Source organism: Streptomyces sp. NPDC047079 (genome assembly GCF_040643755.1).
GTDB lineage: Bacteria > Actinomycetota > Actinomycetes > Streptomycetales > Streptomycetaceae > Streptomyces.
Window position 1 is genome coordinate 26,196 of sequence record NZ_JBEYUZ010000019.1, and the last position, 12,755, is coordinate 38,950.

At 69.8% G+C, this 12,755-nt stretch carries 12 protein-coding genes; 7 read left to right on the forward strand and 5 right to left on the reverse strand.

Going from position 1 to position 12,755, the window contains the following annotated elements; genetic code table 11:
- Positions 1-156 precede the first annotated feature (156 nt).
- Together ABZ823_RS23105 and ABZ823_RS23110 are read right to left on the reverse strand one after the other, a co-directional pair.
- Entirely contained in the window at positions 157-1,617 is a 1,461-nt protein-coding gene (locus ABZ823_RS23105) for a hypothetical protein (RefSeq protein ID WP_361663641.1), read from the reverse strand.
- Positions 1,618-1,943: 326 nt separating this feature from the next.
- Entirely contained in the window at positions 1,944-3,218 is a 1,275-nt protein-coding gene (locus ABZ823_RS23110; RefSeq protein ID WP_361663452.1) for a serine hydrolase domain-containing protein, read from the reverse strand.
- 581 nt (positions 3,219-3,799) lie between these two features.
- Here ABZ823_RS23110 and ABZ823_RS23115 point away from each other — a divergent pair.
- Positions 3,800-4,402: a hypothetical protein gene (locus ABZ823_RS23115; RefSeq protein ID WP_361663455.1), complete on the forward strand. Its 603-nt coding sequence runs from the start codon at positions 3,800-3,802 to the stop codon at positions 4,400-4,402.
- 580 nt (positions 4,403-4,982) lie between these two features.
- On the opposite strand, the gene ABZ823_RS23120 is transcribed toward ABZ823_RS23115, so the two are convergent.
- The gene (locus ABZ823_RS23120; RefSeq protein WP_361663458.1) at positions 4,983-5,477 is read right to left on the reverse strand and encodes a phospholipase domain-containing protein; all 495 of its coding nucleotides are present in this window, start codon (positions 5,475-5,477) and stop codon (positions 4,983-4,985) included.
- 207 nt (positions 5,478-5,684) lie between these two features.
- Here ABZ823_RS23120 and ABZ823_RS23125 point away from each other — a divergent pair, with 207 nt between their 5' ends.
- Together ABZ823_RS23125 and ABZ823_RS23130 are read left to right on the forward strand one after the other, a co-directional pair.
- Entirely contained in the window at positions 5,685-6,005 is a 321-nt protein-coding gene (locus tag ABZ823_RS23125; RefSeq protein WP_361663461.1) for a hypothetical protein, read from the forward strand.
- Positions 6,006-6,060: 55 nt separating this feature from the next.
- Positions 6,061-6,348, forward strand: coding sequence for a hypothetical protein (locus tag ABZ823_RS23130; RefSeq protein WP_361663464.1), 288 nt, complete (start codon positions 6,061-6,063; stop codon positions 6,346-6,348).
- Positions 6,349-6,643: 295 nt separating this feature from the next.
- On the opposite strand, the gene ABZ823_RS23135 is transcribed toward ABZ823_RS23130, so the two are convergent.
- Entirely contained in the window at positions 6,644-7,561 is a 918-nt protein-coding gene (locus ABZ823_RS23135) for a restriction endonuclease (protein ID WP_361663467.1), read from the reverse strand.
- Between the two features lie 507 nt (positions 7,562-8,068).
- Between ABZ823_RS23135 and ABZ823_RS23140 the strand changes: the two genes are divergently transcribed.
- The 4 genes from ABZ823_RS23140 (at position 8,069) to ABZ823_RS23155 (ending at position 11,850) form a co-directional block, all read left to right on the forward strand.
- Positions 8,069-8,203, forward strand: a complete 135-nt coding sequence (locus ABZ823_RS23140) for a hypothetical protein (RefSeq protein ID WP_361663469.1) — start codon at positions 8,069-8,071, stop codon at positions 8,201-8,203.
- A gap of 149 nt (positions 8,204-8,352) precedes the next feature.
- A complete protein-coding gene (locus tag ABZ823_RS23145) occupies positions 8,353-9,213 on the forward strand; it encodes a MoxR family ATPase (RefSeq protein WP_361663472.1) in 861 nt (286 codons plus the stop codon).
- Between the two features lie 5 nt (positions 9,214-9,218).
- Positions 9,219-10,580 (forward strand): VWA domain-containing protein, encoded by a 1,362-nt coding sequence (locus ABZ823_RS23150; RefSeq protein ID WP_361663644.1) that lies wholly within the window; start codon positions 9,219-9,221, stop codon positions 10,578-10,580.
- Between the two features lie 175 nt (positions 10,581-10,755).
- Entirely contained in the window at positions 10,756-11,850 is a 1,095-nt protein-coding gene (locus ABZ823_RS23155; RefSeq protein ID WP_361663475.1) for a phosphatidylinositol-specific phospholipase C domain-containing protein, read from the forward strand.
- 203 nt (positions 11,851-12,053) lie between these two features.
- Here the strand turns inward: ABZ823_RS23155 and ABZ823_RS23160 are convergent, their stop codons facing one another.
- Entirely contained in the window at positions 12,054-12,602 is a 549-nt protein-coding gene (locus ABZ823_RS23160) for a hypothetical protein (protein WP_361663478.1), read from the reverse strand.
- Positions 12,603-12,755: the final 153 nt, after the last annotated feature.

Below are 12,755 nucleotides of genomic sequence, written 5' to 3' on the forward strand. Positions count from 1 at the left end.
GGAAACCTCCGTGCTGACGTTGCCGATCACGAGGCGTGATCTGACATCGCCCAGCGTTTCCATGCCGCGGACCGGGAATTCCGTCTCCCTGTTCCGGGGATGGGCGGAACGTCCCACGGGACGGACGGCGCCCGGGCCGGTCACCCCTCCAGGCCGCTACACGCTGCTTCCGGCGAGCCTCCATTCCCGGTGCAGCGCGCCCAGGGGGATCGTGTGCCGGAAGAAGGGCGTACCGAAGACGGACAGCTGAAGGTGCAGCGCGCCGGTCAGGTCGACACCGCCGTACAGCGCCCACGACCCGACCGCGGTGGCCGTGGGTCGCGTGCCCGGGCCCGCCGCCGCGCTCGCCGCGGCCGACGCCTCGCCGCGCAGATACGGCGCAAGGTCGGCGGTGACGCCCACCGCGCCGTACAGGCCGACGGCGGCCTGCGCGCCCAGCACCGCCTTGACGTTCCCCGCGGCCATGAGGGAGGTGCGCACCGGTGTGCTCGTCATCGAGGACTCGTTCACGGGGGTCCACCCCTTGCCCGGGGCGAAGGTGCCGCCGGCCTTGAAGTCGCCCTTGAGGTCCTGTTCCACCGCGACGGTCACGCTGCCGTCGCCGCTGATCTCGGCATAGCAGGTCAGGTCGAGGTTGACGACGACGGGGATCGGGCCGACCTGGAGGACGGGGTCGGCGTGGAGCTTCGCGAACGGCACCCGCACCGGCTTGGCGAACACCCCGGCGCGGCCCTTCAGGGACCACTGCGAGGTCCAGTCGCCCGACACGCCGAGGAACGCCGAGACGGGCCCGGCCTGTGCGGCGGCGCTGCCCGAGCCGCCACCGCCGTAGGAGAAGTCGACCTCGGGAGCGACCTGCACATACCCGGCCACGGTGGCGTCCGCCGTCACCGGAGCACCCGCGGGGGTGGGCACGTCGGCCCGCAGGTCGACGCGCAGGCTGCCCAGCGGGACCTTCGCCCCCTCGGGCCCGGCGTGGATCTCCCCCGTCTTGGCCCAGGAGACCTTCACATCGGGCAGCAGCCGCTCGACATCGAAGGACGAGGGGTCGACGGGAACCGTGCCCTTGGCCTGGTCGTCACCGAGCAGGGTGTCGAGGGTGGTCGGCGCGGTCTGCACCTCGGTGCCGTCACCGCTCTCCCCGATCACCTTGGTGACCTTGGCGAGGAGGCCGTCCGGAGCGCCGGGCGCGGGTGCGCTGGCGATGACGTCGCCGACGGCGATCCGCCCCGGCTCGACAGAGGGGCTCGGGGTGCCGGACGGGGGTGCCGTCGGTGGTTCGGGGGCCGCGGACGACCCTGGCGCCGTGGACGATACGGAAGGACGCGGCGTCCCTTTGACGGCCTGTGAGATGACGGCCCGTCGGGTGTGGCGGTCGTAGGAGCTCACCTTGAGCGTGCTGCGGTGGGCCCGCCCGCCGGTCTCGCCCGGCCGGGCGAGCGCGGTGGGCGTGGCGGCGGGGGCTGCCGCGACCGCGAGTGGCCGGTCGGAGTCCTTGGCCGCCGCGGCGGATGCCTCGGCCTGCGCGGCGGGCGCCGCGGCGGAGTCGGAGGAAGGACCGGGCCCCGATGAGCAGCCGGAGGCGAGCAGGAGGGCGGATGCGGTGAGTGCGGGCATGAGGGCACGCAGGTGCCACTTGCGGATACGCAAGACCTGTCCTGTGGTGGTGGGGGGTTGCCGAAAGAACCCGGCGGTCCGTGAATACCGACGGGTAACAGGGCGTGAGCATGCCATGAAGATGTGAAGCCGCGCTCCACATTCACCCCACGGCCCGCTGTGATGTGAGCCACGCACCGAGCCGCGTCAACTCCCGCTCGAAACGGGAGACTTCGAAGAGGTGTGCGGCCGGTGCGCGCCCGGCCGACGACCGGGGGACCGCCGCCGCGCCTCCGGGTTCCCGCCGGGCCCGGGCCTCCCCCATGGGCAGCGGGAGGCCCGGGCCCTCACCCGGCCGTCGGCCGTACCCGCAGGCTGAAGACGTGCCCCGGCGTGGCGATCTTGGTGATGGCCTCACCGAAGCGGGTGCTGAGCTCCTGCCCGCCATGGTCGATGTCGGTGTTCAGGAGAACCACTAGGGTCGCCCGCGCCGACGGGAGGTGGACGGTCAAGGACTCGTAGCCCGGCAGCGACCCGTTGTGCCCGATCCACCCGTTGACATCGAAGACGCCGAGCCCGTACCCGGCACCGGGGATGGCGGTCGGTCGCACCGTGAGCCGCTGCCTCTGGAGGGCCCGACTGATCAGGGGGGTTCCGTCGGGCAGGGTGCCGGTGGCCACCGTGCGCGCCCACACCCGCAGGTCCCGCAGGTCGGAGATCATCGCACCGGCCGCCCAGGCCCAGGAGGGGTTCCAGTCGGTCGCGTTCTCGATCTCTCCGCTCGCGGTCTGGTTCGTGTACCCCTGAGCATGCGGGCCCGGGAAGGCGGCGTCGGACGGGAAGAGCGTATGACCCAGCCCGGCCGGCCGAAGGATGTTGTCCCGGATGTAGTCCCCCAGCGGCCGGCCGCCGGCCTTCTCCACGACCAGGCCGAGCAGGAGCAGGTTGGTGTTGGAGTAGTCGACCTTCTGCCCGGGCGGAAACAGCGCGGGATGCTTGAAGGAGTAGCCGAGCAGCTGCCGTGGTGTGAACGACCGCCGTGGATCGGACGTCAGCGCCCTGAAGAAGGCCTCGTCCTCTGAGTAGTTGAACAGTCCGCTGCGCATCCCGGCCAACTGGCGCAGGGTGATCCGACTTCCTCCCGGCACACCGTCGACGTACTTCCCGATCGGATCGTCCAGGGCCACCCTGCCCCGGTCGGCCAACTGGAGCAACGCCGTCACGGTGAACGTCTTGGTCTCACTGCCGATCCGCATGTACAGATCCGGCGCCATAGGGAGGCCGTTGTGCTGGTCGGCGATCCCGAACGCACGTACGTAAGTGCCCTTGCCGGGCATCCACAGCCCCACGGTCACACCGGGAACGCGCGCCTCTTTCATGATCCCCCGGACGGCCGCATCGAGCCGCCGCTTCACCTCGGGGCCGAGGCCCGGTGCCTCATCTGCGGACGGGGGCGCGGAACCGGGTATGTGCGGCACGGCGACATCGACGGTGGCGGGCCCGACCTCCGCCACCCCGTGCACGGCTCCCCACACGGCCCCGGCGGCGACCGGCAGCCCGATCGCCGCCGCCGCGGCGGCAATCGCCACACCTCTACGCAACCGTCCACACCAACGCGCCATGGGCCGCCTCCCACCGTGAGCGGAGCCGCGGCCCTGCGCACGACGCAGGTCACGGGTCTTGAGGTCAGCTTAGGAGCGCTCCGATCACGCCGCCTGTCGGTATGTCACCCGTCCGCGGCCGCCCAAGAACGCGACACGCCGACGCCGCGACCGGTTCACCCGTTCGCCGTGCCCGCCGCCCGGGACCGCGACCGGACCCGTCACTTCACCCCGTCCCCGGGTGAGTGCGCCCGTCGGCGCGGGTGTCCCGTCAGCCGGTCGGCCCACCCGCCGTCCGGCACCGGAATCACCGGCCCGCTCCCCCGGTACCCACACCAATACCGGCTTGGCCGGGATCAGTTGACGTCACATGAGGAACCCATAAGGCGTCACCTCGTACCGGGGGCCGGAGACCTACCCACGTGCGGCCCGCGCCGACGACCCCCGCCGGGCCCGGAATGACGGGTCGTCAGCGCCACCATTACTCCAAACGTATTCTTCTTCATATTTTCAGCATGTCTGATATGACACACAAGAAGATGATCTGTACGTTCAATCTCGCATCGGCTCACAGCCGACGTCTCTCAGACAGGAGAAACAACATGGCAACGCGTTCCACTGTGGTGACCGCCGCGCTGGCGGCCGGCGCGGCTCTGGTGGCCACCGGCATCACCTACGCCAACGCCGCCTCCGAGCCGGCCCAGGCGGCCGCGGTCGCGGCCCCCGCTGCCGCCCCGGCCGCCGCTCCGGCGGCGGGCGCGCCGGCTGCCCCTGCCTACCCCCAGGGGAGCAACGGCAACGGCAACAACGGCAACGGCAACGGCAACGGCAACGGAGACAACTCCAAGGGCAACGAGGGCCGGGACCACGACGACGAGGACAACGACGACAACGACCACGAGAAGAAGCACCACCGCGAGGGTCGTATCTTCGTGAACGAGCGGGAGTACTCCGCCCACGACCACGGCTGCATCACGGTCGTCAGCGGCCTCGGGGCGAACAGCCTCAACGTCCGCAACGACAGCAAGAAGACGGTCGAGGTCTTCAACGGTGCGACCTGCGACAACGGCGCTCCGATCGCCACGGTCGGTCCCCACAGCTCCAGCAACGGCCTCTTCCCCCGCCGCGTCAGGGGCGGCGTGAAGGTCAGGCACGGTGTGGTGGGCAGCTTCCGTGTCGTCCACCGTGACGACAAGGGGTACTGACACGGTCACTCGCGTGACCACACAACGAGAACCCCGGCCCGCCGGAATCGGGCCGGGGTTCCGGTCTGCGGGGAACCTGAAAGGCGCGTCTGCGTCTCAGGCTAATCCTTTACCGAGAGACCCGCGTGTCGAGTGCCCGAGAAACGAGACGGTGAGCTAAGGCACGCATCAGGAGACGGCACGTAGCCGACGCCGTGAGGCGCGGCCTGCCGGACCCGCCAGGCCGCGTCCTACCGGCTCTAGGGCGCCGCCGTGGTCCCGCGGATGACGAGGCGCGGGGAGGACGACCGACTCCCGGTCCGGTGCCGCCTCGTCTTCCGGACGGGTGACAGGCCGGCCCACCGCGAGTTCCGCCGGACGGGTGACGTCCCGTCCTACTGTGGTGAGATCGGCATGGGCGGGGCGGCCGGTCGGCTGTCGACGACAGCCGACCACGGAGATCTCCGCGGCCAGGGACACGGCCCACAGTGGTGTCGCCGCCGGCTGTCACTCGGCATCCCGCCGGCATGGCAGAACTCTTGCTCGCCGCTCGCAGAACGGGACGGCGGCGTCGCACACGCGCATTTCGGCGACCGGGGACCTACCGCGGCGCAGCGGAGGTCGCCGCCGGGCCGTGCCGACCAGGGGGCGGGATTCGCCACGCCGCCACTCCGGAGACACCTCCAGGACGTGTCCCCCTGTGACGGTCGGAGAAGTTGGCTATACAACTTCGCCCCGAGGAGTGAACGTACCGCCGGGAGTGGGAGGGACCCGGGCCGCAGCCGGCGCCCGGTCCCACCCCGGCGACGGCTGACCCGGCGTGCACGGTTCCCGCGTAGCGCCGGACGAACCGGGTGCCGGTGCCCGCGGTGACGGTGACGTCGTAGCGCCCGTCGTCGGTGCGCCACGTCAGCCGGGTGGGGTCGCCGCCCCCGACCCACACCGTCTGCTCCGTTCCGGCGAAGTCGTTCGGCGTGAGCGTGAAGGCCACCTCGGTGCCGCCGGCGTTGCGCAGCTCCAGCTCCACCGTGGCGTGCTCCGGGTGTCCGGAGTGGCGCAGGGTCGCCGTGACCGAGGGCAACAGACGCCGGGTCACCCATGCGCATGTCCGCGGGCGCTCCACGTAATGGCGTGGGCATGTAAATTTCACTTCGCCCGTCTACCCGCATAGACGACGGGAGGTCATTCTTGTGTCGCACTCCGATCCGCAACGCCCGGCTTTCTGGGCGGTGTTGACGTCTGCCCCGGCGGTCACACGGAACCCGCGGATCGGATGCCCCCCGGCGACAGGAGAGGACGAAACATGAGGATGGCGACGAAGGCCCTGGCCGCCTCGGTGGCCACGGTCGCCGCCGCGGCGATCGGCGTGGTGGCCCAGCCGGCCCAGGCCGCGGTGGCTCCCGAGCACGCAGTGATCGTGTGCCAGAGTGCCAGTTTCTACGCCAACTACAACAGCTCCTCCGGCCCCAGCGGACTGATCCGAGTCCTTTACTACGGCGACAAGGTCGGCCACACCCGTGGCGTCCACCCCGTCTACAACGGCTGGGCCGCCACCTTCGACTTCGGCAAGGGCGACTGGGGCTATGTCCGCAACGAGTGCCTCGGTGGCTACGGCTCCTGGTGAGCCGCCCCCTTCCAGACCCGTTCCGCCCCCGCCCCTACCTTCGGAAGGAATCGTCATGCCCGCATTCCGGACCGTCCGAGCAGTCGTAGCCGGGGGAGCCCTGACCGTGGGGCTCCTGCTGGCCGCCGGGCCCGCCCAGGCCGCGAACGGCACGATCGGCCAGCGCGAGACCGTGTGCGCCCAGGACCTGTACGTGCGCACCGACCCCGGCGGCGCCTGGATGGGGACCCTGTACAAGGGCCAGACCTTCACCGTGGAGAGCAAGCAGAGCGGCTGGGCCTACGGCTTCGCCTACGGCAACATCAACCGCCATGGCTGGGTCCAGGACGGCTGGTTCTGCTGACCTCGGCCCGACCCGGACCGACCGTGTCCCCCGGCCGCTGTCCCCGTACGGCCTGCCCAGTAAGGGAGACCCGGAGCGCGCCATCGTGGCGGCGCACGAAGGCGCGTCGCCGACCTGCCCGCCGGTGACCGTGATCGCCAAAGGCCGGGGGATCACCTACGGCCACGCAACGAGGGCCGCGACCGTGAGGTCGTGGCCGTCGTCACGGGGGTGTCCGAGGGCCGAGGCGACCACCGACGATACGGTCGTGGTGGCGTACGGGCGCCTCCGATCCGTAACGGAGTGAGGCCGCTGCTCAGGGACGTCTGTTGAGTACCTTGGCCTCGTTGAGAATGCGGCCTCGCTCCATGAATCCGACGCCTCGCTCTCTAAGGATCTTGTCGACGTGATGTTGCTTGCTGCCGGCACGGAGCAGACCTGCGGCCTCGGCCACCAAGCCGTCCCGCTGTGTTGCCGAGGCCCCAGTGGCACGGTCAAGCGCGGGGCGTGGCGCACGAGTTCTGCCCACCGCTGCCGCCGGGGCCGCGCCTGACCGGGCAGCGATGGCCACCCGGAAGGGCCGGATCTGGAGGTTGATACGGACGCCGGCCCGTGCGGCGATCAGGAACGCGCCCAGCGACCAGCACGTCAGAAGGATGCCGACGAACTTCAGGACGTCCAGGGCGAGCGGGCCGGTGTAGGTCTTCTCGTCTCCGATCGAGCCCAGCGGTGCCATGAGGAGACAAACACCCGCGACCACGCGCCAGTTCCGCCGCCAGAACGTCTGCGCCCCCGCCGTTTCGGGGTTTCGAACCGCTGTGGGCACGGGGGGTGCGCAAGAGCGGTGGATGCGGCGTGCCGTGTCGTTGACCGGCGTCATCGTGCCGTCCAGGCCGTACCTGAACAGAGCGATGTTCCACTCTTGGGCGTAGGCCACGGCGGTGGACGCGTAATCGCTGCCGGTGAAGAAGATCAGCTGCGCGGTCGATCCGTAGGGGCGCGCCCCTACGAAACGTTGCAGTTCCGGACGCCCGACCTGGGCGGCCTGGTACTTTACCTGTCCCAGTGCGCCGGTGGCGCGGACATCGACGCCGGAGTCCGGGCCTCCAGGGCGTGCCGTGGCATCGGCATAGCCCCAGTGGCGCATCCAGCGGGCTGCGTTGCGCTCGGCCTGCTGCCACGACGAAATCTGCATCGTCTGCGGCGGCACAGCCCTTTGCGGCGTCTCGGCCACGCTCCCCCTCATGTACTCGCTCCCGGCTCAGCAAGTCGCTGCGCGAGGCAGGGCGGAACGCACGCCTGACAGAGAAATGACAGGCCGATGCCGAGCTGCCCTATGGTATGCGCTGCCATGACGCCCGCAGTAGCGGGAAGCAGCGCAAGGCCGGCAGTGGACTGTTTCGATGAGCATGGCCCGTGAACCGAGGCCACGAACTCACCGCGGGCGTGAGCAGCAGGTGATGCTCCTTGCCACCGGCTCCGAAGTCTCACTCGCCATGGCGGCACACGACGAGCTCCGGGGTCCGGCGATGAAACAGGCAGAAGCGATCATATTCCCCTGGTAGCGGGTTTGTGGTCATGGCATATGCGGCGAATAACCTGCTGGGGCCGGGCTCGACCGCGGTGGTGATCGGAGCGGGCGGTCTGGGCCAGATGGCCATCCAGATACAGCTTCTCGGGCCCCCCGCACGAGTGCTCGGTCGCTTCCCCCTACTGGGGCTTCATCCCCGAACTCATCGAAGTGATCACTCTTGCCCAGCAGCAAAAGATCAAGACGATGGTCGAGTACTTCCCCCTGGAACGCGTCGGCGAGGCCTACCAGCTCCTACAGGACGGCAAGATCCAGGGACGCGCGGTCATCACCCCCCAGGCGTGAGTACCGTCGCCGCGCTCACCCTGCAAGCACTGCGGACTGCGAACGCGATCGCTCCACTTCTGCGACGTGCGCCCTCTCACAGTGACACAGGACATGAGCAAGCGCTTGGATAGGGAAGCGTCCGACTTGCGCGCCCACGGGAGGCACCGTTGCTCTTCACATCCGTCGACGATGTCTCCGCACGCCTGGCCGAGACCGGGTACCTGGCCTCGCCTGCGGTCGCCACGACGGTCTTCCTCGCCGACCGCCTGGGCAAACCGCTCCTGGTGGAGGGCCCCGCCGGGGTTGGCAAGACGGAACTGGCCAAGGCCGTCGCGCAGGTCGCCGGGGCACGACTGGTCCGCCTGCAGTGCTACGAAGGCATCGACGAGTCGCGGGCGTTGTACGAGTGGAACCACGCCAAGCAACTGCTGCGCATCAGCGCGGGCCGTGACGAGACATGGGACGAGACGCGCACGGACGTCTTCAGCGAGGAGTTCCTGCTGGCACGTCCGCTGCTGACCGCCATCCGCGGGGACGGGCGGAAGGTGCTGCTGATCGACGAGACCGACAAGGCCGACGTCGAGGTGGAGGGTCTGCTGCTCGAAGTGCTCAGCGACTTCCAGGTCACCGTCCCCGAGCTGGGCACGATCGCCGCGACCAGCCGGCCCTTCGTGGTGCTGACGTCGAACGCGAGCAGAGAGCTGTCGGAGGCGCTCCGCCGCCGCTGCCTCTTCCTCCACATCGGCTTCCCGGACGAGGAACTGGAACGTCGCATCGTCCGGCTCAAGGTGCCGGGCCTCGACGAGGCACTGGCACAGTCCGTGGTGCGGGTGGTCGGGGCGCTCCGTGCCATGGAACTACGCAAGGTCCCGTCGGTCGCCGAGACCATCGACTGGGCGCGCACGCTGCTGGCGCTCGGAGCCGACACCCTCGACGACACCGTCGTACGCGACAGCCTCGGCGTGATCCTCAAGCATCAGGAGGACATCCTCAAGGCAGCGGCCAAGCTCGATCTGGACGCCGTGTGAACGCCGTGGCGCCGGAGTCGGGGGTGGCGGAGCGACTGACGGGCCTCGTCGGCGCGCTGCGCTCGCACGGCGTCCGGGTCGGCACCGGCGAGACCGTGGACGCCGCACAGGCGGTGGAGGCGCTCGGCCTGGCGGATCGCGAGCGGCTGCGCGAAGGCCTGGCCGCCACGTTGCTGCACAACCCGGGACAGCGGCGGGCGTTCGATGCGGTCTTCGATGTGTACTTTCCGTCTCGTGTCGGGGGGCCGGAGACCGGAACGCCTCCGGACCGGGATGCTCTGCGGGACCGGCTCGCGGCCGCGCTGGCCGCCGATGACCAGGCATTGATGGCGCAGTTGGCGGTGGAGGCGGTGAACGGCTTCGGCGGGTACGGGTCCTCGCCGGGGTCGGACGGCTGGTCGTCGTACCAGACGCTCGACCGGCTCCGTCCGCAGACGCTGCTGGCGCGCGTCCGCGACACCGTCAGGGCGCAGGCCGAGGGGGCCGGGTTCGCCGACCGGCTGTTGGAGGACGAGATCCGCCGGCGCATCGAGGTCTTCCGAGGGCAGGTCGCCGCGGAGGCCCGGCGCCGTGTGGCCGAGCGGCGCGGCAGGGAGGAGATCGCGCGACGGGCGGTGGCCACGACGCCTGACCGCGTCGACTTCCTGTTCGCCGGGCGCGCCCAACTGGCGGAGCTGCGGAGGGTGGTTCAGCCGCTCGCGCGCAAGCTGGCCACCCGGCTCGCCGCGCGCCGCCGCCGTGCCGCACGCGGCACGATCGACCTGCGCCGAACCCTGCGCGCGTCGCTGTCGACGGGCGGGGTGCCGATGCGACCCGTACTGCGCCGGCGCCGCCCGGTGCGCCCCGAACTCGTGCTGCTCTGCGACATGTCGGGCTCAGTGTCGGGATTCTCCGACTTCACCATGCTGCTGGTGCAGGCGCTGCACGACCAGTTCAGCAAGGTGCGGGTGTTCGCCTTCGTCAACCGCATCGACGAGGTGACCGGGATGCTGGTGCACGGCGCGGCCGACCCGGAGGGCCTGGGCGCCCGCATCCGGACGGAGGCGACGGTGACGGGCTGGCACGGCAGCAGTGACTACGGCGGCGCGTTCGGTGAGTTCACCGAGAGGTACGCCGACGCCGTGGGGGCGCGCACGACCGTGTTCGTCCTGGGGGACGCCCGTACGAACATGAGTGACCCGAACCTGTCGGCCGTGCGATACCTGTCCGAACGCGCCCGCCGTGTCTACTGGTTGAACCCCGAGCCACGCTCCCAGTGGGGCACGGGCGACTCCGCCGCGCCGGCCTACGCCGACCTCGTCGAGATGCACGAGTGCCGCAACGCAGAGCAGCTCAGCGCGCTGATCGCCCGGCTACTGCCGGTCTGAGCCACCAGTCCTCGAACGGCGGCTCGGTACGAACGGTCCGCTGGTGACCGAATTCCGCATACCGCTGGAGCGGGGAAGCTGACAGCAGGAATCCCGACCGCATTACATGTCATGTCTCCGTCGATTCATGCGTGACCGTCAATGTCCTGACGCAAAGCCACCCACTGGAGGACACGTGACCGGTCAGTTGAACCGCCGGGTTTCCGTTGGACTGCGTACGGCGCTGATGGGCGCGCTCACCGCCTGCCTGGCGTTCACCATCGCCGGCGCCGGAGGCGGCACGGCAGCCGCCGGCACCACCGGAGCGGAAACGCTCCCGCTCTCGGGCGCCACCACGTCCGGCCTGCACAACACCTACGACCCCGCCGCGTTCACCCATCTCGCGCAGGCGCTCGACACGGGCACCTCGATGATCGAACTGGACGTCTGGGACGACTACTTCACCCAGGAGTGGAAGGTCAGCCACGACAGCCTGACCAGCAACAGCAACAACTGCGTCAACGCGTCAACCCCCGCCGATCTGTACACCGGCAGCGCCAACAAGGATTTGGAAAGCTGCCTGGACGACGTACGGGTCTGGCTCGGCGCGCATCCGGGGCATGCCCCGCTGATCATCAAGCTGGAGATGAAGGCCGGTTTCCAGGCCAACTTCGGGATGAGCCCGGCCAAGCTCGACCAGTCGATCAGCGCCCACCTCGGCAACCTGGTCTTCAAGCCGAACGACCTGCTCAACAAGCCCGGCGGCGGCCAGTACGCCACGCTGGACGACGCAGCCAAGGCCAACAACTGGCCGACCCGGCAGGCGCTCGCCGGCAAGGTGATCTTCGAGATCATTCCGGGCACCGTCGAGGAGAACAACCCGACCGACAGCCTGTGGACGGACAAGGAGTACGCGGGCTATCTGCGTGACCTGCACACCCAGGGCAGGACCGCACAGGCCAACATCTTCCCGTCGGTCCACAGCGCCCAGGCCGGCGACCCGCGCACCCGCTACTCCGATACCTCGCTGCGCCCCTGGTTCGTGGTGTTCGACGGCGACGCGGCCACGTACCTCGGCGGCTCCATCGACACGAGCTGGTACGACACTCGCCACTACCTGCTGATCATGACCGACGCGCAGAACGTGCCGCCCGCCCTGGACGACACCAACCCCGCGGTCGCCGACGCCCGGGCCCGGATCACCGCACTGGCCAAGGCTCATGCCACGGTCGCCTCCAACGACTGGCGTGGCCTGCCCGACGTCCAGTCGATGGTCGTACCCCGCGGCTGACCTGACAGCGCTCACGCGGTACGACCAGGCGCCCCCCGGCTCCCAGAGGCTGGGGCAGAGCTCGGCCAGTCAGCAGTGACCGCACAGGCCAGTGCCGACCGCCGGGAGTGGAACTGCCCGAATACCGACCTTCCTGTGCAGCTCCCGATACGCGGCAGGGCCCGCACCCGGAAGGAGCCGGGTGCGGGCCCTGGGAGCGCCGGTCAGCAGCCGCCGCAGTTGTAGTAGAGGACGTCCCAGTGGTTGCCCTCGTCGGTGTAGACGTTCCCGGAACCGGACGTCCACATCGGGTAACCGTCACCGCGCAGGCCGGAGTAGCTGAAGTAGGTCTTGATGTAGTTGCCGATGCAGGTGTACTTGCTGTAGTCGAGCTTGTAGCCGTTCCAGTGCGAGTAGGTGCCGCTGGCGTGGCCGGTCTCGGTGCCGCCGGTGATGTTGAGCGCGCAACCGCTGGCGTTCTTCAGGGTGACGGCGCCCTGGGCGGTGGTGAGGTTGAGCTGCTCGAACGACGTACAGCTGGGGTTGTTGCGGTTCGTGCAGTTGCCGGACGAGGACCAGGTGATGCCGGCGCTGCGGAACCTGCTCTCCGCCTGGGCCTGCGTCAGCTTGGTGACGGCATACGCGTTCTGCGACGAGGACGCCAGGCCCACGCCGGGTGCGAAGAGCACGGTCAGGACGAGGGCCAGGATGCCGGCCACGGCCCGGACGCGCGGCTGCAGACGAAGACGGACCTGCGCGGCGGGACTGCTCATTCGGATTCCTCCTGCTGACGCCGATGTTGGGGTTGGTGTGCAGGTGGCGCAGAACGAAGTGTGTCGACATCTACACGCGTCCGCCAGTAGGCCTACGTGTACGCGTCAATAACGGGGGTTGCCGGGGCGCCCGGCGGCACCCCGGGCACACCC

Bases quoted from the DNA above. Each gene is read 5' to 3' on its own strand.
- ABZ823_RS23105 (WP_361663641.1), bottom strand. From the start codon at position 1,617: ATGCCCGCACTCACCGCATCCGCCCTCCTGCTCGCCTCCGGCTGCTCA.
- ABZ823_RS23110 (WP_361663452.1), bottom strand. From the start codon at position 3,218: ATGGCGCGTTGGTGTGGACGGTTGCGTAGAGGTGTGGCGATTGCCGCC.
- ABZ823_RS23115 (WP_361663455.1), top strand. From the start codon at position 3,800: ATGGCAACGCGTTCCACTGTGGTGACCGCCGCGCTGGCGGCCGGCGCG.
- ABZ823_RS23125 (WP_361663461.1), top strand. From the start codon at position 5,685: ATGAGGATGGCGACGAAGGCCCTGGCCGCCTCGGTGGCCACGGTCGCC.
- ABZ823_RS23130 (WP_361663464.1), top strand. From the start codon at position 6,061: ATGCCCGCATTCCGGACCGTCCGAGCAGTCGTAGCCGGGGGAGCCCTG.
- ABZ823_RS23160 (WP_361663478.1), bottom strand. From the start codon at position 12,602: ATGAGCAGTCCCGCCGCGCAGGTCCGTCTTCGTCTGCAGCCGCGCGTC.